Origin of the sequence: Lysobacter sp. 5GHs7-4 (assembly GCF_021284765.1) — a bacterium.
Classification (GTDB): Bacteria; Pseudomonadota; Gammaproteobacteria; order Xanthomonadales; family Xanthomonadaceae; genus Lysobacter.
The window spans coordinates 718,114-740,016 of the sequence record NZ_CP089924.1 but is presented as its reverse complement, the minus strand read 5'-3'; the positions used below and the strand labels follow the sequence as shown (position 1 = coordinate 740,016).

General features: G+C 69.4%; 17 protein-coding genes. 2 read left to right on the top strand and 15 right to left on the bottom strand.

The features are described 5' to 3' along the window. The first annotated feature begins 53 nt into the window (after window positions 1-53). The gene (locus tag LVB77_RS03050; RefSeq protein WP_232908748.1) at window positions 54-281 is read left to right on the top strand and encodes a twin transmembrane helix small protein; all 228 of its coding nucleotides are present in this window, start codon (window positions 54-56) and stop codon (window positions 279-281) included. A 106-nt stretch (window positions 282-387) separates the two neighbouring features. Here the strand turns inward: LVB77_RS03050 and LVB77_RS03045 are convergent, their stop codons facing one another. The 5 genes from LVB77_RS03045 to coxB all read right to left on the bottom strand — a co-directional run bounded on the left by LVB77_RS03045 (window position 388) and on the right by coxB (window position 4,787). Beyond that, on the bottom strand, window positions 388-1,266 hold the full coding sequence (locus tag LVB77_RS03045) for a cytochrome c oxidase subunit 3 (RefSeq protein WP_232908747.1): 879 nt from the start codon (window positions 1,264-1,266) through the stop codon (window positions 388-390). A gap of 50 nt (window positions 1,267-1,316) precedes the next feature. Continuing rightward, window positions 1,317-1,916 (bottom strand): cytochrome c oxidase assembly protein, encoded by a 600-nt coding sequence (locus LVB77_RS03040; protein ID WP_232908746.1) that lies wholly within the window; start codon window positions 1,914-1,916, stop codon window positions 1,317-1,319. Then, window positions 1,913-2,059 (bottom strand): hypothetical protein, encoded by a 147-nt coding sequence (locus LVB77_RS03035; protein ID WP_232908745.1) that lies wholly within the window; start codon window positions 2,057-2,059, stop codon window positions 1,913-1,915. Before LVB77_RS03035 ends, LVB77_RS03040 begins: the two co-directional genes overlap by 4 nt. Before the next feature lie 140 nt (window positions 2,060-2,199). After that, window positions 2,200-3,819: a cytochrome c oxidase subunit I gene (ctaD, locus tag LVB77_RS03030; RefSeq protein ID WP_232908744.1), complete on the bottom strand. Its 1,620-nt coding sequence runs from the start codon at window positions 3,817-3,819 to the stop codon at window positions 2,200-2,202. Between the two features lie 29 nt (window positions 3,820-3,848). After that, window positions 3,849-4,787 carry a cytochrome c oxidase subunit II gene (coxB, locus tag LVB77_RS03025; RefSeq protein WP_232908743.1) on the bottom strand — a complete coding sequence of 313 codons (939 nt, stop codon included), beginning with the start codon at window positions 4,785-4,787 and terminating at the stop codon, window positions 3,849-3,851. A 425-nt stretch (window positions 4,788-5,212) separates the two neighbouring features. On the opposite strand from coxB, the gene putA reads away from it, so the two are divergent. Further along, window positions 5,213-8,437 carry a bifunctional proline dehydrogenase/L-glutamate gamma-semialdehyde dehydrogenase PutA gene (gene putA / locus LVB77_RS03020; protein WP_232908742.1) on the top strand — a complete coding sequence of 1,075 codons (3,225 nt, stop codon included), beginning with the start codon at window positions 5,213-5,215 and terminating at the stop codon, window positions 8,435-8,437. A 63-nt stretch (window positions 8,438-8,500) separates the two neighbouring features. Here the strand turns inward: putA and LVB77_RS03015 are convergent, their stop codons facing one another. From LVB77_RS03015 to LVB77_RS02970, 10 genes are all read right to left on the bottom strand, one after another. Further along, window positions 8,501-9,715 carry an MFS transporter gene (locus tag LVB77_RS03015; protein WP_232908741.1) on the bottom strand — a complete coding sequence of 405 codons (1,215 nt, stop codon included), beginning with the start codon at window positions 9,713-9,715 and terminating at the stop codon, window positions 8,501-8,503. Continuing rightward, window positions 9,712-10,569, bottom strand: a complete 858-nt coding sequence (locus LVB77_RS03010; protein ID WP_232908740.1) for a DUF364 domain-containing protein — start codon at window positions 10,567-10,569, stop codon at window positions 9,712-9,714. The genes LVB77_RS03015 and LVB77_RS03010 overlap by 4 nt, the downstream gene beginning before the upstream one ends. A 27-nt stretch (window positions 10,570-10,596) precedes the next feature. After that, window positions 10,597-11,865 (bottom strand): ATP-grasp domain-containing protein, encoded by a 1,269-nt coding sequence (locus tag LVB77_RS03005; RefSeq protein ID WP_232908739.1) that lies wholly within the window; start codon window positions 11,863-11,865, stop codon window positions 10,597-10,599. An 11-nt stretch (window positions 11,866-11,876) separates the two neighbouring features. Further along, the gene (locus LVB77_RS03000) at window positions 11,877-12,959 is read right to left on the bottom strand and encodes a pyridoxal-phosphate dependent enzyme (RefSeq protein ID WP_232908738.1); all 1,083 of its coding nucleotides are present in this window, start codon (window positions 12,957-12,959) and stop codon (window positions 11,877-11,879) included. Further along, window positions 12,956-13,840, bottom strand: coding sequence for a hypothetical protein (locus LVB77_RS02995; protein WP_232908737.1), 885 nt, complete (start codon window positions 13,838-13,840; stop codon window positions 12,956-12,958). Before LVB77_RS02995 ends, LVB77_RS03000 begins: the two co-directional genes overlap by 4 nt. Window positions 13,841-13,937: 97 nt before the next feature. Next, a complete protein-coding gene (locus LVB77_RS02990) occupies window positions 13,938-15,881 on the bottom strand; it encodes a TonB-dependent receptor (protein ID WP_232908736.1) in 1,944 nt (647 codons plus the stop codon). 2 nt (window positions 15,882-15,883) lie between these two features. Further along, complete coding sequence (locus LVB77_RS02985; RefSeq protein WP_232908735.1) at window positions 15,884-17,371, bottom strand: DUF3526 domain-containing protein; 1,488 nt, start codon at window positions 17,369-17,371, stop codon at window positions 15,884-15,886. Beyond that, window positions 17,368-18,771 carry a DUF3526 domain-containing protein gene (locus tag LVB77_RS02980; RefSeq protein ID WP_232910132.1) on the bottom strand — a complete coding sequence of 468 codons (1,404 nt, stop codon included), beginning with the start codon at window positions 18,769-18,771 and terminating at the stop codon, window positions 17,368-17,370. Before LVB77_RS02980 ends, LVB77_RS02985 begins: the two co-directional genes overlap by 4 nt. Continuing rightward, window positions 18,771-19,502 carry an ABC transporter ATP-binding protein gene (locus LVB77_RS02975; RefSeq protein ID WP_232908734.1) on the bottom strand — a complete coding sequence of 244 codons (732 nt, stop codon included), beginning with the start codon at window positions 19,500-19,502 and terminating at the stop codon, window positions 18,771-18,773. The genes LVB77_RS02980 and LVB77_RS02975 overlap by 1 nt, the downstream gene beginning before the upstream one ends. Further along, window positions 19,499-21,754: a TonB-dependent siderophore receptor gene (locus LVB77_RS02970; RefSeq protein WP_232908733.1), complete on the bottom strand. Its 2,256-nt coding sequence runs from the start codon at window positions 21,752-21,754 to the stop codon at window positions 19,499-19,501. The genes LVB77_RS02975 and LVB77_RS02970 overlap by 4 nt, the downstream gene beginning before the upstream one ends. Between the last annotated feature and the right edge of the window lie 149 nt (window positions 21,755-21,903).

Below are 21,903 nucleotides of genomic sequence, written 5' to 3'. Positions count from 1 at the left end.
TCCGGCCGGACTGCGATAATCCGCTTTTCGCGCTAACGCGCGCGGAGGCCGCCATGAACGACTCGCTCAAGACCCTGCTGATCATTGCGTTCCTGGTCGTCATTCTCTGGAACCTGGGCGCCGGCCTCTATTACATGCTCGTGGACAGGGGGCAGAGCAAGCGCACGGTGAACGCGCTGACCCGCCGCATCGCGCTGTCCGTCGCATTGATCCTGATCATCATCCTGTCGATCAAGATGGGCTGGATCCAGCCGCACGGCATCGGATCCAATCCGAACTGAGCCCCGGCCGCGCCGCCGCCCTGCGGCAGGCGTCGCGAAATCCCAGGTGCCCAAGACGCAAACGGGCCGGCAGTGCCGGCCCGATGCGCAAGGCGGTCGTTCGCGCTTACAGCACGTAGACGAACAGGAACAGGCCCAGCCAGACCACGTCGACGAAGTGCCAGTACCAGGCCACCGCTTCGAACGCGAAGTGGTTGTCCTTGTCGAAGTGGCCCTTCAGGCAACGGAACCAGATGATCGCGAGCATCAGCGTGCCCAGCGTCACGTGCAGGCCGTGGAAGCCGGTGAGCATGAAGAAGGTCGAGCCGTAGATGCCCGAACCCAGGGTCAGATTCAGTTCCTTGTAGGCGTGGATGTATTCCTCGGCCTGGTAGAACAGGAACAGACAGCCCAGGGCCACGGTCAGGCCCAGGAAGATCAGCAGCTGCTTGCGGTGGCCGGCCTTCAGCGCGTGGTGCGCGATGGTCACGGTGACGCCCGAGGTCAGCAGGATCATGGTGTTGAGCAGCGGCAGGCCCCAGGCCGGGATGGTCTCGAACACGCCGCCGATCAGGCCCGGGCCGTTGGTCGGCCAGCCGGCGGCGTAACCGCTCCACAGCAGGCTGTTGGTCATCACGCCGTCGCCTTCGCCGCTCAGCCACGGCAGCGCGAACTGGCGGGCGTAGAACAGCGCGCCGAAGAAGGCCGCGAAGAACATCACCTCGGAGAAGATGAACCACATCATTCCCATGCGGAACGAGATGTCGACCTGGCGGTTGTAGTGGCCGCGCACCGACTCGCGGATCACGTCGCCGAACCAGCCGAACAGCACGCCGCACAGCAGCGCCACGCCGACGAAGAAGGTGGGCTTGCCCCAGCTGACTTCGTTGAGCCAGCTGGCCACGCCGATCATGGTCGCGAACAGGGCGATCGAACCCAGGAACGGCCAGCGGCTGCTATGCGGCACGAAGTAGGTGTTGGCGTCTGGCGTGTGGGCTTGGGCCATGGCGGCGTTCCGTTAGGTTCGGTACTGATGAAAGGGCGGCGAAACCGGGATCACGGCGCCGACAGCGGCGAAGCCGGCGTCTTGGCCGCCGTCCCCTGCTGTTGCGCGGTGAGCACGTCGTTCTTGAAGAAGGTATACGACAGCGTGATGGTATTCACGTCGGCCGGCAGGTTCGGGTCGACGATGAAACGCACCGGCATGTCGCGCTTCTCGCCCGCCGCCAGGGTCTGGGCGGTGAAGCAGAAGCATTCGGTTTTGCTGAAATAGCCCGACGCGCGCGCCGGCGCGACCGAGGGCACGGCGCTGCCGACGATGGTGCGGTCGCTGTCGTTATGCGCGTAGTAGGTGGTCTCGTACTGCTCGCCCGGGCGCACCTGCATGGTGACCTGGTTGGGGTGGAACGACCACGGCAGCTTGGAGTTCACGCCGCCGTCGAACTGCACGGTGACCATGCGCGCGCCCTGGGCCTGGGCGTCGGCCACGCCTTCGGCGGCGGTGCGCTCCAGACGGATGCCGAACACCTTCTCGCAGGCGATGCGGTACAGCGGCACCAGGGTGAAGGTGAACGCGAACGCGGCCAGCGCCACCAGCACCAGCTTGAGCAGCCCGGCGGTGTTCTTGCTGGCGCGCGGGTCGCTGCCGGCGCTCATTGCGACACGCCGCCCGACGACATCACGCCGCTGAGGATGAACAGCACGTACACCGTCACCGCGATGCCCGCCGCCCACAACGCGGTACGCCGCGCGCTCTTGCGGCGCGCTTCGATATCCGGGTTGTGAGGCGTCTTGTTCATAGTCTTAGTAGCTCCGGAATCCCCACCTTTGGAGCCCCCTTAAGTTAAGGGGGCGGCCTTCCGAAGGAAGGCGGGGTTATGGCTTGCAATCCGTATCAATCCGAAGCGATGTACTCCGTGCTTCTTGCTGGACGCTAGCCTCAGTGGGTGATATCGCCGTGAGCCAGATCGCCATCGCGAATGACCGGCGGCGTGCTGAAGGTGTGGTGCGGCGCCGGGCTCGGCACGGTCCACTCCAGGCCCTTGGCGCTGTCCCACGAACGCGCTTCGGCCTTGGCGCCGTACTTCTTCGAGTGCCACAGGATGCCCAGCATCATGAACGGGGTCAGGAACATGCCGAAGGCGCCGATCGAGCTGATCAGGTTCCAGTCGGCGAAGACCACGTTGTAGTCCGGGATGCGGCGCGGCATGCCGGCCAGACCCAGGAAGTGCTGCGGGAAGAACAGCAGGTTGACGAACACGATCGTCCACCAGAAATGGAACTTGGCCGCCGTCTCGTTGTACATGCGACCGGTCCACTTCGGCCACCAGTAGTAGACCGCGGCGATGATCGAGAACAGCGCGCCGGTCACCAGCACGTAATGGAAGTGCGCGACCACGAAGTAGGTGTCGTGGTACTGGAAGTCGGCCGGCACGATCGCCAGCATCAGGCCCGAGAAGCCGCCGATGGTGAACAGGATCACGAACGCGATCGCCCACAGCATCGGCGATTCGAAGCTGATCGAACCGCGCCACATGGTGGTGACCCAGTTGAACACCTTCACGCCGGTCGGGACCGCGATCAGCATGGTCGCGAACATGAAGTAGATCTCGCCACCCAGCGGCATGCCGACGGTGAACATGTGGTGCGCCCACACGATGAACGAGAGGAAGGCGATCGAGGCGGTCGCGTACACCATCGCCTGGTAGCCGAACAGCGGCTTACGGCTGAAGGTCGGGATGATCTCCGAGACCACGCCGAACGCCGGCAGGATCATGATGTAGACCTCGGGGTGACCGAAGAACCAGAAGATGTGCTGGAACATCACCGGGTCGCCGCCGCCGGCCGCGTTGAAGAACGAGGTGGCGAAGAACTTGTCGGTCAGCAGCATGGTCACGGCGCCGGCCAGCACCGGCATCACCGCGATCAGCAGGAAGGCGGTGATCAGCCAGGTCCAGCAGAAGATCGGCATCTTCAGCAGGTCGATGCCCGGCGCGCGCATGTTGAGTACGGTCGCGATCACGTTGATCGCGCCCATGATCGAGCTGATGCCCATCATGTGGATGGCGAAGATCGTGAAGGCGACGTTGTTGCCGCCCTGCAGCGACAGCGGCGGGTACAGGGTCCAGCCGCCGGCCGGCGCGCCGCCCGGCAGGATCAGCGTCATCAGCAGCAGGGTGAAGGCGAACGGCAGGATCCAGAACGACCAGTTGTTCATGCGCGGCAGCGCCATGTCCGGCGCGCCGATCTGCAGCGGGATCATCCAGTTGGCCAGGCCGACGAAGGCCGGCATCACGCCGCCGAAGATCATCACCAGCGCGTGCATGGTGGTCATCTGGTTGAAGAACTCGGGCTTGACCAGCTGCAGGCCCGGCGTCGCCAGCTCGGCGCGGATGATCACCGACATGCCGGCGCCGATGATGAACATCACGAAGCTGAAGATCAGATACAGCGTGCCGATGTCTTTGTGGTTGGTCGAGAAGAACCAACGCTCGATGAAGCCCTGCTGGTGGGCGTGATGATCATCGTGATGATCGGCGACGGGGTGCGTGGCAGCCATGGCCTACCTCTGAATTAATGCTGAGTCGATCAACCGGCGACCGCAGGAGCGGTCGTGGCCACGGAGTTCTGGGTGCCGGCGGTCGCGGGCGCCGGAGCGGCTTCGGCCGGCGCAGCCGGGGCGGCGGGCGCCGCGGCCGGAGCGGCCGGCGCGTTCTTGGCCTTCTGCTCGGCGAGCCACTTCTGGTATTCGGCCTTGGGCACGGCGCGCACGACGATCGGCATGAAGCCGTGGTCCTTGCCGCACAGCTCGGCGCACTGGCCGCGGTACACGCCCGGCTCTTTGATCTCGGTCCAGGCTTCGTTGACGATGCCCGGGATCGCGTCCTGCTTCCAGCCCAGCGCCGGCACCCACCACGCGTGGATGACGTCGTCGGCGGTGATCACGAAGCGGATCTTGGTGTCGGTGGGCAGCACCAGGACGTTGTCGACGTCGAGCAGGTAGTGCTCGTGGTCGGCCTGGGTGACGGTCTTCTTGCTCTGGCGCAGGGCGTCGCTCTTGCGGTCCAGGCGGCTGGTGAAGGAGACGTTCTCGCCCAGGTAGTCGTACTTCCACATCCACTGGAAGCCGGTGACCTTGATGGTCATCTGCGACTGGCGGGTGTCGTACATCTTGATCAGCTTGCTGGTGGCCGGGAACGCCATCGCCACCAGCAGCACGACCGGGACCACGGTCCAGATGATTTCCAGCTTGGTGCTGTGGGTGAAGTCCTTATCGGCCACCGCGCCCTTGGAGTGGCGGAACTTGAACATCGCCACGGCCATCGCGCCGAACACCAGGATGCCGATCACCACGCAGATCCACAGCGCCAGCATGTGCGCCTCGTAGGCGTTGACCGACTGGGCGGTGACGCCGCGGCCCATGTTCAACTGCCACGGCTTGGGATCGGCAGCCTGAGCAAATGCAAGGACCGGCAGCGCCGTCGCGGCGACGCCCACTGCCCACTGCTTGAAACGACCGGCTTTCATCAGTTCGAGCCCCGAAAATCGTAGAAGGTTGCGTTGTCTGCTCCGCGGGCTGCCCCTCCCGGCTACCGCCCCTGCCAGGCACTGGCGCGGGGGAACCGTCCGGAATGAGGTGGCTGGCGAGCCCCGTCCAGGGCCCATCACGCCGGTGACGGCGCTACGGATAATCCGCGAAATGGTAGCCTCCGACCCGTCCTGCGGCAACCCGCGAGGCGTTCACGCAGGCTCTACGGGCCTTGCGCGGACGGCTTGGCACGACCCCGGCGCGCCGCAGCGCGGGATCGTGCGATCGGCCCGAGGACGGCCGGACGACGGCCCCGGACCGGCTCCGTTCGCAACCGCACGGCCCCGGCCGCCGGGTTACGACAGACCGGATTGGACCGAAAGCTCTAAACTAAGCGGCTCCCCTCCGCTGCGCTGCGGTCCGAATGACCATCGACTCCTCCTCCGACGCCGCCGACGGCCCGCCGCCGCGCGCGCTGATCAGCCCCGAACTGCCCCCGGCCCCGGCCGCCCCGCGCGCGGCGATCACCGCCGCCTGGGTCCGCGACGAAGCCGAACACGTGACCCGTCTGCTCGAACAGGCGCGCCTGCCCGAAGCCGACCGCCAGGCCGCGCAAAGCACCGCCGCCGACCTGGTCGCACGGGTCCGCGCGCGCGCCCAGGACCAGGGCGCGATCGAAGCCTTCATGCGCCAGTACGACCTGGGCAGCGAGGAAGGCGTGCTGCTGATGTGCGTGGCCGAGGCCTTGCTGCGCATTCCGGACCAGGAAACCGCCGACAAGCTGATCCGCGACAAGCTCGGCGAGGCCGACTGGAAGCGACACCTGGGCCAGTCCGATTCGGTCCTGGTCAACGCCTCCACCTGGGGCCTGATGCTGACCGGCCACCTGGTCGATCTGGCCGACGACACCAAGCGCGACGTCCACAACGCCTTCAAGCGCCTGATCGGCCGCGTCGGCGAGCCGGTGATCCGCCTGGCCGTGCGCCAGGCGATGCGCATCATGGGCCACCAGTTCGTGATGGGCCGCACCATCGGCGAGGCGCTGTCGCGCTCCAAGAAGGGCGACAACGCCAGCTACCGTTATTCCTTCGACATGCTGGGCGAAGGCGCGCTGACCACCAAGGACGCGCTGCGCTACCTGGAGGCCTACCGCCAGGCGATCCACGCGATCGGCAAGAGCGGCCCCGGCGGCCACTACCTGCAGCACGACGTGTTCGCCGCGCCCAGCATCTCGGTCAAGCTGTCGGCGCTGCATCCGCGCTACGAGCACGCCAAGCGCGAGCGTGTGTTCGCCGAACTGACCCCGCGCGTGCTGGAACTGGCGCAGCTGGCCAAAAGCTACGGCATCGGCTTCACCATCGACGCCGAGGAAGCCGACCGCCTGGAAATGTCGCTGGACGTGATCGCCGCGGCCTACGCCGACAAGTCGCTGGACGGCTGGCAGGGCTACGGGCTGGCGGTGCAGGCGTACCAGAAGCGCGCGCCGGAAGTGATCGACTTCCTCGCCGACCTGGCCCGCCGCACCGGCCGCCGCATTCCGGTGCGTCTGGTCAAGGGCGCCTACTGGGACAGCGAGGTCAAGCGCGCCCAGGTCGACGGCCAGCTCGGCTACCCGGTGTTCACGCGCAAGCCCAACACCGACGTGTCCTACCTGGCCAACGCGCGCCGCATGCTCGACGCCAGCGACGCGATCTATCCCATGTTCGCCACCCACAACGCGCAGACCATCGCCACCGTGCACCGCATGGCGGCCGGCCGCGCGTTCGAGTTCCAGAAGCTGCACGGCATGGGCGACGATCTCTACGCCGAGGTCGTGCCGGCCGATCGCCTCGACGTGCCCTGCCGCGTGTACGCGCCGGTGGGCTCGCACGAGGATCTGCTGCCGTACCTGGTGCGCCGCCTGCTCGAGAACGGCGCCAACTCCAGCTTCGTCAACCGCATCACCGACGAAGACATCGCGATCGACGAACTGATCCGCGACCCGGTCGAGACCGTGTCCGCCTTCGCCAGCATCCCCCACCCGCGTATTCCGCTGCCGGTCGATCTGTACCGCAGCTATGCCGCTTCGAACCAGCTTGCCGAAAGGGCTAATTCCATGGGCGTCAATCTCGCCAACGATCAGCAACTGCAGTCCCTCGCCGCGCAAGTGAACGCCGCCGTCACCGACTGGCGCGCCGCGCCGCTGGTGCCGGGCGCCAACGTCGCCGGCCCGGACATCGCCGTGACCAATCCGTCCGACCGTCGCGAGACCGTCGGCCAGTGGCGCGCGGCCGACGCCGCCACGGTCGAGCTGGCGCTGAAGAACGCGGTCGCCGCGCAGGAAGCCTGGGATTCCACGCCGGCCGCCAGCCGCGCCGCGATCCTCGAACACGCCGCCGACCTGCTCGAGCAGCGCATGCCGCAGTACCTCGCGCTGTGCACCAAGGAAGCTGGCAAGACCATCCCCGACGGCGTCGCCGAAGTGCGCGAAGCGGTCGACTTCCTGCGCTACTACGGCCAGCAGGCGCGCAAGCTGTTCGCGCCCGAGGCGCTGCCCGGCCCGACCGGCGAGTCCAACACCCTGCACCTGTCCGGGCGCGGCGTGTTCGTCTGCATCAGCCCCTGGAACTTTCCGCTGGCGATCTTCGCCGGCCAGATCGCGGCTGCCCTGGCCGCCGGCAACAGCGTGATCGCCAAGCCGGCCGAGCAGACCAATCTGATCGGCTACTACGCGGTGAAGCTGCTGCACGAAGCCGGCGTGCCTAAGGCGGTGCTGCAGTTCCTGCCCGGCGACGGCGCCACCGTCGGCGCGGCGCTGACCCGCGACCCGCGCGTGGCCGGCGTCGCCTTCACCGGCTCCACCGACACCGCGCGCGCGATCAACCGCGCCCTGGCCGCGCGCGACGCCGCGATCGGCGTGCTGATCGCCGAGACCGGCGGCCAGAACGCGCTGATCGCCGACTCGTCCTCGCTGCCGGAGCAGCTGGTCAAGGACGCGATCGGCTCGGCCTTCACCTCGGCCGGCCAGCGCTGCTCGGCCGCACGCGTGCTGTTCGTGCAGGAAGACATCGCCGACAAAGTGACCTCGATGCTGGCCGGCGCCATGGCCGAGCTCAAGGTCGGCGACCCGGGTCTGCTGTCCACCGACGTCGGCCCGGTGATCGACGAGGACGCGCTGAAGATGCTCAACGAGCATGCCGCGCGCATGGACAAGGAAGCGACCAAGATCGCCGAGGTCGCGATGGATGCCGACAGCGCCCACGGCAGCTACTTCGCGCCGCGCGCCTACGCGCTCAAGTCGCTGGACCAGCTGCACAAGGAAGTCTTCGGCCCGGTCCTACACGTGATCCGCTGGAAGGCCGACCAGCTCGATGCGGTGATCGACGCGATCAACGCCACCGGTTACGGCCTGACCCTGGGCATCCACTCGCGCATCGACGAGACCATCGAGCGCATCGCCGCGCGGGTCAAGGTCGGCAACTGCTACGTCAACCGCAACCAGATCGGCGCGGTGGTCGGCGTGCAGCCCTTCGGCGGACAGAACCTGTCCGGCACCGGCCCCAAGGCCGGCGGCCCGCACTACCTGCCGCGCTTCACCACCGAAAAGACCATCACGGTCAACACCACGGCGGCCGGCGGCAACGCCTCGTTGCTGACGCTGGGCGATTGACCCGATTCGCCCGCACGCGGCAACGAAAAGCCCCGCCGAGTGCGGGGCTTTTCGTTTGCGGCTTTAGCCGGTTACGGTCTGCGCGCGCGGCGTGCGGCCGCGCAGCAGTGCGGACAGGCCGAAGGCGCTGAGCAGGCCGACCGCGCCGAACACGCTCCACGGCAGCCACGGCCACTGCCGCGCCGCGGCGACGTCGACCAGCCAGCCGCCGGCGACGTTGCCGATGCCGCCGCCCACGGCCAGGCTCAAGGAACTCACGCCCAGGTAGGTGCCCAGCGCGCGCGGATCGGCCAGCCCGGCGATCAGGGTCTGCTGGGTCGGACGCGTCATCAGCGCGCCGATCGAGAACACGGCGACGCACACCAGGAACGCCGGGAAGCCCGACACCCAGCCGATCGCGGCGGTGGCCAGCGACATCAGCACCACGCCCGCCACCAGCACCTGCGCCGGCGTCCAGCGCCGCTCCAGCCGGCGCACCAGTACATATTGCAGCGCCACCGTGAGGCCGGCGCTGACCGCGAACATCGCGCCGACGCCGGCGACGTCGCCGCTGAGGCGCTGCGCCAACAGCGGGAAGCTGATGTTGATCTGCACGGCGACGAACCAGTACAGCATCATCAGCGCGACCAGGCCCAGGAAGTGGGTGTCGCGCCCGACCAATCCCAGGCCGCGGCTGGGCGCCGCGCGCTCGGGCATCTCCACGCGCGGCAACAGCGCCAGCGCGATCGCGAAGTTGAGCGCGAAGCAGGCCGCCGCGACCAGGCACACCACGCGAAAGTCGAAACGCAGCAGGGCCACGCCGATCAGCGGTCCGACCGTGGTGGCCACACCGCTGACCCAGTTGCTGAGCGCGTAGTAGCGCGGCCGCGTCTGCGCCGTGGTCAGGGCCGCGATCGAAGCCTGATACGGCGCCTCGAACAGCGCGCCGCCCAGCGCCGACAGCAGCATCGCCACCAGCAGCGCCGGCAGATCGCCCGCATAGGCCAGGCTGGCGAAACCCAGCGCGCGCAGCAGCACGCCCAGGCAGATCATGCGGCGCGCGCCGTAGCGGTCCGACAGCACGCCGCCGACCAGGGCCAGTCCCTGCTGGGTCAGCTGGCGCACCGCCAGCGCCAGGCCGACCGCGGCCGCGGCGAAGCCCAGGTCGTTGACGTAGTGCACCGCGACCAGCGGCATCAGCATGGCGAAGCCGCTCACCATGAAGAACGTGTAGACCAGCAGGCCGTTCAATCCGCGCCGGCGGCTGCGCGCATCCAGCGCGGGCGCGGGCGCGCTCATGCGACCGCGCGCACGCCGTCGTCGTAACCCGGCGCGCGGTACAGATGGATCGGTGTGGGATCGGCGCTGAACTGCGAGAACGGGAACGGCTCGGCCGAGACCGCGGCCACGCCGTGGCCGAGGAAGCGCGGCACGATCGCGCTGCCGGTTTGCGCGTACACCACCAGCGGCACGCCGCGCGCGCGCAGCGCGGTCAGGATGTCGTCGAAGGAGCCGTTGCTCAAGGTCATGCCGGTGGCGATCACCAGGTCGGCCTGCGCCAGCACCGGCCGCATGTCGCGCACGACCTGGGTGCCGTCCTGGGTGCGCTCGAGATTGAAGTCGCAAGGCAGGCAGACGCCGCCGCGCGCGACGATCGCCGCCACCAACGGATTGACCACGCCGATCAAGCCCACCCGCATGCCCGGCTCGATCCGCAGCAGGCCGGCGATGGCCTGGTCGCGCGCCTGCGCGCGCTGCAGCGGCGTGCCGTGCGGCAGATCGAAGCGCTGCGCGCCCGCCTGCTCGCGATGCGGGCGGACCAGCGAGAAGTACGCATCCAGCGCGGCCACGCGCACCGGCGTGCGCGCGTCGCGCAGCAGCTCGGCCAGACTGCGCCCGGACAGCTCCTCGGCGACGATGGAATCGAGCTGGTCGCGCTCCAGGCAGCAGCCGCCGAAGCCGGCTTCCGCGCGCAGCACCAGGTAGTAGTTGCGGTATTTGGTGTCGGTGCCGGGGAACTGCGTGCTCTGCCGCACCCAGAACGCGCCCACCGCGTGCAGGTCGGCGGGATCGCGGCCGTAGTCGCCGCGCAGCGCGGCGGCGGTGAGGTCGGCGACGGAGGCCGGCGCGGTCACTTCGTTATGCAGGGACATGAGGAACTCCTAGTAGGCGGCGCCGGCTCAGGCCGCGACCGGCCCGGCGTAGTCCAGGCGCACGCGCTCCAGCGCGCGCTCGGCGTAACGGCGTGCGTCCTGGCCCTGCCGGTCGACCGCGATCACATGGCCCAGGTAGCAGGCGTTATCGATCGGCGCGGCGACTTCGCTGCCGGCGATCGCGGCCAGGCTCCAGCGCGCCAGGTGCGGATCGGCGTCCAGACTGTCGGCGCCCGCCACCGATTCGACGCGGCCGCCGCGCGGCGGCACCAGGAACTTGATCGCCGCGCTGCGCACGCCGGTGTCGCGTGGCGCGAGGTTGGGACGGCGGCCCAGCGCCAGCTCGATCTGCGCGTCCAGCAGATCGATGCCGGTCACGCGCTGGATCAGCTCGACGATGTAGTTGCCGCCCGGACGCGGGTTGATCTCGATCACGCGCGGCCCATCGGCGGTCAGTCGGACCTCGGTGTGGCTGATGCCGTGGTCGTGGCCGACCGCCGCCAGCGCGCCGCGCACCAGCGCGATCGCCGCCTCGGCCTGGGCGGCGTCCAGCCGCGCCGGGAACATGTGGCCGTCCTCGATGAAATAGGGAAAGCCGGTCAGGCTTTTGTCGGTGATGCCGATCACCGTGGTTTCGCCCTCGAAGGTGCAGGCCTCGACGCTGATCTCCTCGCCCTGCAGGTATTCCTCCAGCAGCACCAGCGGCACCCGCGGCTGCTCGCGGAAGTTGCGCGGGAACTGCTCCAGCGCATCGAAGGCATGGCACAGCTCGACTTCGTCGTGCACCAGGCGCACGAAGGCGCTGGAGGCCAGATCGGTGGGCTTGAGGATCAGCGGATACCCGATGCGCCGCGCCTCGGCGCGCGCCTGCTCCCAGTCGGCGGCGACGGCATACTTCGGGTTGGGCAGACCGGCGCGCGCTATCGCCTCGCGCACCCGATCCTTGCGCCGCTCCATGACCACGTTGGCGGAAAACGCCTGCGGCAGGTCCAGCGCCTGCGCGACCTGGGCCACGGTGTCGATGTAGTAATCGCAGATGGTGACCACGCCGTCGAATTTCAGGATCGCGTGCTGCGCGCGCAGGAACTCGATCAGCGCCGGCACGTCGTTGGTGTCGCAGCTCAGCACGTGATCGGCGTATTCGATGACCGGATGGATCTCGCGCGTACGCGGGTCGCGGTAATGGTCGCGGTTGCGGGTGACGAAGGTGTAGCGGTGGCCGAGCCGACCGATCGCGGGCGGAAAGATCCGGCCGGCGCCGCCGACCCAGCTTTCGATCATCAACAGATGCGCCATGGCGCTGCTCCTTAGAAAATGGGGGACGGCGCGGCCATGGCCGGCGCGGAAATTCCGCTGGACGCGGGATCGATAGAAACGGTGTCGGCCGACGAGTACTCGCGACGCCGCCAGGCCATCGCCGACCACGGCAGCGCCAGTTCGTCCAGCGACTCGATCGTCTTGGGCGCAAGCGCACGCGGATCCAGCGCGTCGCGGTACTGGGCGAACACGCCCTCGACGTAGCGATGGCCGGTGTCGGCAGCGACGAACAGGATGTTGCGCTCGGGCCGTAGGGCCGCCTCGCGCGCGGCGACCAGATAGCAGCAGCCCGACGACAGGCCGGCGAACACCGCATGCTCGCGCAGCAGCGCCACCGACCCGGCCAGCCCGTAGTCGAACGAGACCCAGTGCACCTGGTCGTAGAGCGCGTGGCGCACGTTGCGGAACGGAATCGAACTGCCGATGCCGGCGATGATGATGCCCGGGTCTTCCAGGTGCTGGCAGCCGAAGGTCAGGCTGCCGAAGGGTTGCACGCCGATCAGTTCCACCGACGCGTCGCGCTCGCGCAGCGCCTGCGCCAGGCCGCCGGTGGAGCAGCCCGAACCGATGCCGCCGACCACGCTCAGCCCTGCGCAGCCCAGGCTGGCGGCGAGGGTCTCGGCGACCGGCGCGTAGCCGTGGTAGTGGATGTCGTCGTGGTACTGCTGCATCCAGTGCAGGCCGGGATCGGCCGCGAGCAGTTCGTGGATGCGCGCCACGCGCAGGCTCTGATCCAGCTTGAGCGTGGCCTGGGGTTCGACCTGTTCGACGGTCGCTCCGAGGATGCGCAGCTGCACCATCAGGGTCTGGTCGACGGTCTTGGAACCGACGATGCGGCAACGCAGACCGAACTTGTGGCAGGCCAGCGCGAGCGCGTAGGCGTAGATGCCGCTGGAACTGTCGATCAGGGTGGCGCCGGGCGCGATGCGGCCGCTGGCGAGCAGGCGCTCCACCGCCACCAGGGTCGAGTACACCTTCATGGTCTCGAAGCGCGCCACGTACAGGTTCGGTCCCAGGCGGACCAGATCGGGCGCCTTGATCGCATCGGCGATGTGCGCGTGCACGCCGTTCACGGACCGGTCTCCACGAAGCGGCACTGGTGCCCCAAGCCGCGGAAGAACGACGACAGCTCGCTCATGCGCGCGATGCCGGGGCGGCGCGCGTACAGATAGCCGATCAGGCTGCCGGTGTGCGCGACGACGATGCCGTCGGCGCCCAGCTCGCGGCGGTGCTCCAGCAAGGTATCGAAGCGGCGCTTGGCGATCGCGCCCTGGGCCAGCGCGGCGCTGCGGGTCGCGCAGTCGCAGATCGCGCGTACGTCGTGGCCGGCGAAGGCCTGCAGCATGCGTTCGAGATTGCCGCGGTAGTCGTCGAGACGGTCGCGATAGTGAGCGAGCAGATCGGCGGCGACGCGTTCCGTCTCCACCGTGCCGCCCTCGTCGATGTAGCAGGCGTGCAGCCGCAGCGCGCGCGGAAACGTGCGCACGACTTCCTGGCGGCCGCTCAGGTACAAGGCGTGGCGATCCAGAAACACGCTGTCGGAGCGTTCGATCTGGCGCAGCAGCGCGGCCAGCAGCGCCGGCGGCGAGCGCAGGCCGAACACGCGGTCCAGGCAGCGGATGGTGGCGACGATGTCGGCGGTGGAGCTGGCCATGCCCTTGCCGGTGGGCAGCTCGGAGTCGTGGCTCCAGCGTCCTGGCGGCAAACAGCGGCCGTGGTGGGCCAGGTACAAGGCGATCGCCTGACGGCATTTGTCCTTGCCCGCCAGCTCGGTGCCGATGTCGCCGTCCTCGCCCGGCACGAAATGCATCCAGCTGTAACGGCGCACCGGCAGCGACACGATGCCGATGTGCAGTTCGCCGTCGCGTTCGTAAGGCCCTTGCAGCAGTTCGCCCAGGGTGCCGTGACAGACGCCGCTGTGCACCAGCGGCCGCGTCTGCGCGACTGCGTGCACCGCTGCGGCGGCGCGTGCGCGCGATCGTGCGACGGGGCGATCCGGGTATTGCCGTTCCTGGCGCAGCATGGGGGCTGTTTCTCCTTGTCGCATGGGACTAAGACTCGAAATCGACCGCGAGCTGGACCACGTAGCGGCGGCCGTCGGTGAGGCCGAAGCTGTTGTGGCCGTAGAGGTTCCAGGCGTAGGTGTCGCCGACGTTGGCGACCAGCAGACGCAACGTCGCCGGCGCATTGCCGAGTTTGAAGCGGTAGCGCGCGCCGATATCGGCCAGGCTGTAGGCGGGAACGCGATTGATGCCGTCGCGCGAGGCCACGCGTTCGCCGTAATGGCTCATGGCCAGATCGAACGACCAGCCCGGCAAGGCCGGCGGCCGGTATTCCAGGTCGGTGCGCAGCACGCGCTCGGCCTGGCCGATCGGGCGTTCGCCGACGCGGCCCTCGCGTACCGCTTCGCCGCTCACGCGCGGCCGCATCAGCACCGCGCCGGCGACCAGGCTGAGGTTGTCGCTGGGACGCCCGCTCAGGCTGAGTTCGACGCCGCGATGGCGGACCTCGCCGAGCGCGCCGTAGACATTGCGTTCGTCGGTGATGAAGTAGGGCTTGCGCACGTCGAACAGGCCCGCGACCAGTTTCATCTCGTTGGGCAGCGTCCAACGCAGGCCGGCGTCGGTCTGACGGGTGCGGATCGCCGGCAGGGCCTGGTTGCGGTTGGCGGCGTCGTCGGGCGCGACGCCGCTTTCCTCCAAGCCGCGCGTGTGCCCCGCATACAGCGCGAGCCGCCGGCTCAGATAGGCGGTCAGGTTGGCGTTGGGCAGCCACAGGTCGTCGTGCGTGGATGCGCGTGTCAGACCGGGCTGATCGACGTGCTTCTCGTAGCGGGTGCGCTGCAGGCCCAGGCTGAGTTCGCCGCGATCGCGCCAACGGCCCTCGTAGGCCAAGCCGCCGGTCCACTGGCGAACCTGATCCTGGGTGCGCGCGGTGAACGCGAACTCGTCCGGCTGCGGCACCGGCACCGGCTCGCCGAGACGGCGCCAACCGTAGTCCAGCGCCGGCGCCGAGCCGCCGTACCGGCTGCGCAGGTCGCGTCCGCGCACGGCCGCGTGCACGACGTGCAGGCGCGGCCCTTCGTTGAAGCTGCGGCTCACGCGCAGCTCGCCGCTGGTGGAGGCCGAGCGCTGGCGCGGATCGGCGATGACCTTCTCGCGCGTTAGGCCGTCGCGCGTGGTGTCCACGAACAATTCGGCATAGCCGCTGGGCATCTCGAAGATCGAGCGCACCACGCCGCCGGCCAGCGCCCAATGCTCGCCGAAGCGCGCCTTGGCGATCACGCCGTAATTGCGGCTGTCGTACTCGTTGTCGCTCCAGCGCTGACCGAAATGGCGGCGGCGCTGGACCTTGGGCGGCAGGTAGTTGCCGGCGGTGACGATGACCGGCGCGACCTCCTCGTCGCGGCCGCGCGAGATGCTCCAGAACGGCAGAACCTCGACGTGCTCCGACGGCCGCCAGCGCGGCACCACCGCCGCGCGCAGGTAGCGCGCGTCGGCGCCGTCGTAATACTCCTCGCGCGCCCAGGACAGATTGGCGGCGACGCCGAACACGCCCTCGGCGATGGGCAGCTTCGCGTCCAGTTCCAGGGCCGGCGCGCCATAGGCGTTGAGCGCGCCCAGCACGCTCAGCACGCGCCGGTCGCCGGCCTTCTTGAGGCGGTAGTCGACGATGCCGGTCGGCGCGGGGAACGGGTAGTTCAGCGCCGACAGGCCGACGCGGATGCTGGAGCCCTCGACCAGCGCCGGCGGCACCGTGCCCTGGCGGTCGAAGTACAGGCCCTCCATGCGCACGTTGCCCGCCTCCACCGGCGAAAAGCCGCGCACCTGCTTGCTGCTGTACAGACCGATGCTTTCGTTGCCCAGGGTCGCGCCGAACGCATCCTCGGCGGCGGTGACCGCATTGTCGCCGGCGCGCTGCGCCTGCGCCGGCCAGGCCAGCGCGCAAGACAGCGCCAGCAGCGCGGGGTTCGTCCATGGTCGCGTGCGGCGCATGCTTACAACTCCGTGGGCCAGTGGCGCAGGCGCGACAGCGCCCACGCGGTGAGCGCCGCCGCCAGCAACGCCAGCCACGACAGCACCGGCGCGACCGTGGCGATGCGTTCGGACGCAGGCGGGTACGCGGCCGACCAAGCGGGGATCGCGTCGTAGTCGCGGAAGTTCATCCGCCCGTAGCTGCCGGCCGGCGCGCGTGGCGTCGGCGCGGCGATCTCGCGCTGGATGCGCGGATAGAACCAGGCACGCAGGCCCAGCTGGTAGGCGCGCGCCTGCGCCTCGAACGCACGATGGCGCGCCAGGTCGGTGCCGGCCAGGGTCGCCATCGCCGACTGCAGGCCCAGCGGCGGCGACAGATAGCCGATCAGGTCGGAGGCCCGCTCGCGGCGATCGCGCGCCTGGGTTTGCCGCTGGTGCAAGGGCGACAGGCGCCGCTCCAACTCCGGGACCAGGAAGCTCAGGCGGGTCGCATAGTCGATGCTCGCCACGCGTTCGATCGCGGCCGACAGATCGGCGCGCTGGTGGAAGGCCGTGGCGACGATGGCATCGCGTCGCGCGGCGATGGCGTCGTTGGCGCGCCGCTGCTCGTCCACCACCGCGACCGCCGAGGGCGCGGGCGCGTAGGCGGCGACGGCGGCGTTGCCCGCCAACGGCAGACCGATCGCGAGCAGCGCCCATAGCGCGACCAGGCTGGAGATCGCGGCCGCGGCACTGGGCCAGCGCGCGACGACGGCGAATCCCAGCGCCAGCCAGAAGCCCAGATAGGCCAGTACCAGCGCCATCGCTACCAGCAGTTCCGACCAGGCAGCCGACAGGTCGACGCCGGCCAGCATCAGGGCCAGGCCTAGACCCAGCATCACCGCGGGCGCCAGCCACAGCGCGATCGCGGCGATGCGCGCGCTCAGCCAGGCGCGCGGGCCGACGCGCTGCGCGGCGATCAGGCGCAGCATGCCGTTGTCGCGTTCGAAGGTGGCCAACAGGCCGACCAGGAGAATGCAGGCGATGGGCAGCAGATAGACCAGCACGAAGCCCAGGTCGAAGCGCCCCAACGCGAGTCCGCGCGGGTTCTCGAAGTCGTACACCGGCTCGATGCCGAACGTCGTCTCCAGCTTCACCGGCAGGCGCGCGGGCAGCAGATCGCTGGCGCCGACCGCGAGCGGCGACAAGGGCAGGTGCGGCTTATAGGCTTGAACGCGCAGGAAGTAGCGGCTGAAGCCGCCGATATCGGTGGGATCCTGCCAATACGGCAGTTCGCCGCTGGCCGGGGCGGCATAGCGCTGCGCGCGTGCGTGCACCTGCTGCATCCATGCCGCGTCGCTGCGCTGCGCGCGTTCGATCGCCGTCGTCTGCTGACGGTGCAGATCGGCGCCGCCGCGCGCGCCCCAGACCATGGCCAGTATCAGCATCCCCACCACCAGCCACAGCAGGCGATTGCGACCGACCTGGCGCAGCTCCCAACGCAGCAAATCGGCAAAGGCGGGCGCGCTCATGGCCGCAGCCTCCGCGCTGCCAGCGCCAAGGCGCTCAAGCCCAGCACGCACCACAGCGACAGCGCCCACAGTGCCGGCGCGGCATTGCCCCATGCCGCCGTCAAGGTCGGCGCGGCATGACGGAATTCGGGTATCTGCGACCACAGCGAAACGTCGTTGGTGTGGCGCGCGCCGCCGTTCTGGGTCGGATGCGCCATCACGTCCTGGTTCATGCGATTGACCAGCGTGCGCCGATACGCCTCGGCGCCGTCGATGAAGGCGCGGTGGTGGGCGAAGTCGCTGCCCGCGTACGCCGGCGACAGGCTCTGCACCGCGATCGCCGGCGACAGCCAGCCCCAGGCCGCGTACGCGCGGTCCTGCGCGAGCACACGCTGGTAGAAGTCGCCGAGCACGCGGTCGAACACGCGATAGCCATGGCGCTCGCTCATGTCCAGCTCGGCGCCGCGCAGGTCGACCTTCAGCGCTTCCTTGCTGCGCACGCCGTGCTGCGCCAGCAGCCTGGCCTGATTCTCCCTGCCCGTCTCGGCGGTCCAGAACGCCGGCGCCTCCTCGGCCAGGCGCTGCTTCACCGACTGCGTCGTAGGCAGCGGCCGGGCGCGTTCGACCGCGCTGTCGGCCCAGCGCGGCAAGGCCAGCGCGAACACGATCCACACACCGAACAGCACCGCCAGGGCCGTGCGCACGCCGTGCGCGAGGCTGGCCACGGCCAGGCCCAAGGCGGCCAGCAGGCCCAGCCATGCGGCCATCGTCAGGCTCCATGCGCCCAGACGCAGGAGGAAGTCGGCGTCCAGCGCCTGTCGCGCCACCGCCAGCGCTGCGGCCGCCAGCACCGACGGCAGCAGCAGCACCGCCAGCAGCGCCAGCCAGATCGCCAGCGCCTTCGTCTTGACGATCGCAGCCGGTCGCGTCGCCGCGCCCAGCGCCAACCGCAAGGTGCCGCGTTCGCGATCCACCGCCATCGCGCCGAACGCGAGCAGGAACGCGACCAGCGGCGCGAAGCCGATCAACAGCCCCGCCGGACTGACCGCGCCGCTACGCTGCAACAGGCTGGCCTCGCCTTGCGGCCGGTACAACATGTCGTTCTGCGCATGCGCTTCCAGCCACAGCGCCTGGCCCACATACGGTTCGACGCCGGGATCCAACGCGGCCAGGATCGGCGCCGGCTTGAATGCGTAGATGCTGTAATGGGCGGCGCTGTGCGGGTCTTTCTCGCCCTGCCCCAACCAGCGCGCGCGTTCCTCCTTGGCGATGCGGTGCTTGTCCGCGTTCGCCTGCGCCAGCTGGGCGCTGTTGGCGACGAACGCCAACAGCACCAGCGCGCCCAGGCACAGCAAGGCCCACCACGCACGCCGGTCGCGTCGCAGCAGGGTCCATTCGTAGGCGGTCAGCGAGGCCTTCATCACGCCAGCTGCTCCAGGTACAGCGCCTCGATTTCGGCCGCCGACAGCGCCTGGGTAGAGCGCTCCACCAGCAGGCGTCCGCCGCGCAGGATGCCCAGGCGCTGCGCCACGTCCTTGACCCGGTACAGGTCGTGCGTGGCCATCAGCACCGCCACGCCGCGGCGCGCGGCGGCGCGCACGCCGTGAGAGAGATCGTTGGCGGCGCCGGCGTCCAGGCCGGAGGTCGGCTCGTCCAGCAACAGCAGCTGCGCGTTCTTGGCCAGCGCGATCGCCAGGCCCACCTTCTGGCGCATGCCCTTGGAAAAACCGGCCGCGCGCCGCGCATGCGCTTCTTCCTGCAAGCCGGCCTCGCTCAGCAAGGCGCGCGCCTGCGCGTCGTCGAGGCGGCGGCCACCGAGCATGGCGAAGTAGCCCAGATTTTCGATCGCGTTCAGGGCCGGATGCAGCATCACCGTTTCCGGCAGGTAGGCGATGTGGGCGCGCGCGCGCAGCGGATCGCCGCCGGCGTCGACGCCGGCCACCTCGATGCGGCCGGCGTCGGCGCGCAGGAAGCCCAGAATCAGATTGAGCGTGGTGGTCTTGCCGGCGCCGTTGGGTCCGAGCAAGGCATACACCTCGCCCGGCGCGATCGTCAGCGACAGCGATGCCAACGCGGTGCGGTCGCCGAACTGCTTGCGCACATCAATCAGGTGCAGGGCCTGCACGCCGGACGGCGCGTCGAGCCGGCTCACAGGTTCACCTTCAGCGTCAGCTCCAGGCTGCGCGGCGCGCCGATCACCAACTGATCGGCGGCGCCGCCGGACCAGTCGGCGTAGAAGGCGTCGCCCAGGTTGCGTCCGTGCAGCGCGATCTCGCCGAACGGCAGCGTGTAGGCCAACGAGGCGTCGAACACCGTATGCGCTTCAACGCGGATGCTGTTGGCGTTGTTGGTGTAGAACGCGCCGACGTGGCGCAGGCCGGCGCTCAGGCGCAGCGGCACGGCATCGAAGCGGTAGCTCGCGTAGAGGTTGGCCAGGCGCTCGGGCACGTTGGGCGGCGTGTTGCCGGCGCGGTCGACGCCACCGGCCTCGCGCAGCTCGTCGAAGCGCGCGTTCAAGGCGGCCACGCTGGCTTCGACGGTCAATGCGCGCGTGAGCGCGGCCGACACCGACAGTTCGACGCCGCGCGAGGATTGGCGGCCGCCCTGGATGGCCAGCGAGGCGTTGGCCGGATCGCGGGTGATGATGTCGTCCTGTTCGATCCAGTAGCCGCCCAGGGTCAGGTCGATGCGATCGCCCCAGAAGCTGCTCTTGAGCCCAAGATCGACCGCACGCCCATGGGTCAGGTCGAAACGCGAGTTGGCCAGCGACAGCAGCGGCAGGCTGCCGACCGGCGCCACGGCGGCGCTGTATTGCACGTAAAGCTGGGTGTTCGGGCGCAGATCGAACACGCTGCCCAGGCGCCAGGAGAAGGGGTCGTAGTCGCGCGCGAAGCGGGTGACCGCGCCGGTGTTGTAGTCGCGCACGCTGCGTTGGAGCTCGATGCGGTCGTAGCGCAGCCCGGCCAGCAGCAGCCAGCGCGGCGTCAGCGACCACGCGTCCTCGGCGAATACCGAGGCGGTGCGCGTGGTGGAATCGAAATCGACGCGGTTGCCGGCGCCGGGGAAATTCAGCGCGGTGTCGCCGACCGGAAACAGACCGCGCTGCGGCGCGTAAGGATCGACCGCGCCGGTGCTGCCGAAACGGCGCGGCACGCGGAAGTCGCCGTCGCTGAATTCGACGCCCAGCGAGGCGCGATTGCGGCGTCCGGCGAACGTGCCGTCGGACAGCAGGCTCGCGCGCTCGACCCAATAGCGGTGCTCGTGCTCGATGCGGGTGATGCCGCGCCTCAGCAGGCCGCTGGCGGCGTCGTAGGTGTAGGTTTCCGAGTTCAGCCAGCGCCGTTGCGCGTCGTAATAGCTGGCCTCGTTGACCAAGCGCAGGCCGTCGCGCAGCTGCCAGCTCACGCGCGTGCGCAGCCAGTCGCTGGTCGCGGTCTGAATGCCGTCGGCGACGTTGTAGTTGCGGTCGCGCAGCGCGCGGTCGATCACGTGGCCGTTGCGGCTGTCGACCAGGTCGCTGGGGTCGCGCGCGATCGCGCGCGGGACCAGCGGCGTGCCCCAGTAGGCGGTGTCGTAATCGTCCTCGTAATGATCCAGCGCCAGGTCGACTTCGACCGCGTCGCTGGGCCGCCAGCGCGCGCTCAGGCTGGCCGAGGTGGCGCGGCTGGCGGTGTCGTCGACGTAGCCGTCGCTGCGGCGATGGCTGGCGACCAGGCGCAGGGCGAAGTCGGGATCCAGCGGCAGGTTGGCATCGACGGCGTAGCGCTGGCTGCCGAAGCTGCCCCAACCAAGCAGGAACGAGGTCGCGCGTGCGTCGTAGTCCGGGCGCTTGGGCACCAGGTTGATCGCGCCGGCCAACGCGCCTTCGCCGTACAGCACCGACGCCGGCCCCTTCAGCACTTCGATGCGCTCGAAACTCCAGCCGTCGAAATCGCGCGTGACCAGCGGCGCGGCGGTCTGGCGCACGCCGTCGTAGAGCAGCGAGATCGCGCCGCCGCTGAAGCCGCGCATCGAGGTCATGCCGGGCGAGGACGGCAGCTGTCCGGCGAGCACGCCGGGGGCGGCGCTGAGCGCGTCGACCGTGCCGCGCAGGCCGCGCTGCTCGAGGGTTTGCGCGCTCAGGATCTCGATCGCCGCCGGCGTCTCGCGCGGCGTCAGTCCCAGTCGCGAGGCGGTCGCGCTGGGCGTGTCCAGCGCGGCGGATTCGGCCGCGCCGCTGACGGTGACCTTGTCGAGCTGGTGCGGCGTGGTGTCGGCTTCCGGCTGCGAGTCGCTGCCCGGTGTTGTTTGCGCGATCGCCGGCGCCGCCCATGCCAGCGCCCCCAACGGCAACACCGCCGCCACCGCCCACCGCTGCGCGCGCCCGCGCGTCGCGCCGCGGCGCCCACCCCGTCCGTACGTCATGTTCGTTGCCCCGATGCTTTATTGAAACGTTATATCATTTCAATCTAGCCGTAGGACTTGGCCGCCGTCAAGCGCTCAGGCGAGATGTGCATCGCCGTTCCTCGTGACGACCGACCCGAAACGAAAGAGCCCCGCCGAGGGGCGGGGCT

Excerpts from the sequence above, each read along its gene's own strand:
- LVB77_RS03050 (WP_232908748.1), top strand. The coding sequence starts at position 54 with ATGAACGACTCGCTCAAGACCCTGCTGATCATTGCGTTCCTGGTCGTC.
- LVB77_RS03045 (WP_232908747.1), bottom strand. The coding sequence starts at position 1,266 with ATGGCCCAAGCCCACACGCCAGACGCCAACACCTACTTCGTGCCGCAT.
- LVB77_RS03040 (WP_232908746.1), bottom strand. The coding sequence starts at position 1,916 with ATGAGCGCCGGCAGCGACCCGCGCGCCAGCAAGAACACCGCCGGGCTG.
- LVB77_RS03035 (WP_232908745.1), bottom strand. The coding sequence starts at position 2,059 with ATGAACAAGACGCCTCACAACCCGGATATCGAAGCGCGCCGCAAGAGC.
- ctaD (WP_232908744.1), bottom strand. The coding sequence starts at position 3,819 with ATGGCTGCCACGCACCCCGTCGCCGATCATCACGATGATCATCACGCC.
- coxB (WP_232908743.1), bottom strand. The coding sequence starts at position 4,787 with ATGAAAGCCGGTCGTTTCAAGCAGTGGGCAGTGGGCGTCGCCGCGACG.
- putA (WP_232908742.1), top strand. The coding sequence starts at position 5,213 with ATGACCATCGACTCCTCCTCCGACGCCGCCGACGGCCCGCCGCCGCGC.
- LVB77_RS03015 (WP_232908741.1), bottom strand. The coding sequence starts at position 9,715 with ATGAGCGCGCCCGCGCCCGCGCTGGATGCGCGCAGCCGCCGGCGCGGA.
- LVB77_RS03010 (WP_232908740.1), bottom strand. The coding sequence starts at position 10,569 with ATGTCCCTGCATAACGAAGTGACCGCGCCGGCCTCCGTCGCCGACCTC.
- LVB77_RS03005 (WP_232908739.1), bottom strand. The coding sequence starts at position 11,865 with ATGGCGCATCTGTTGATGATCGAAAGCTGGGTCGGCGGCGCCGGCCGG.
- LVB77_RS02990 (WP_232908736.1), bottom strand. The coding sequence starts at position 15,881 with ATGCGCCGCACGCGACCATGGACGAACCCCGCGCTGCTGGCGCTGTCT.
- LVB77_RS02985 (WP_232908735.1), bottom strand. The coding sequence starts at position 17,371 with ATGAGCGCGCCCGCCTTTGCCGATTTGCTGCGTTGGGAGCTGCGCCAG.
- LVB77_RS02980 (WP_232910132.1), bottom strand. The coding sequence starts at position 18,771 with ATGAAGGCCTCGCTGACCGCCTACGAATGGACCCTGCTGCGACGCGAC.
- LVB77_RS02970 (WP_232908733.1), bottom strand. The coding sequence starts at position 21,754 with ATGACGTACGGACGGGGTGGGCGCCGCGGCGCGACGCGCGGGCGCGCG.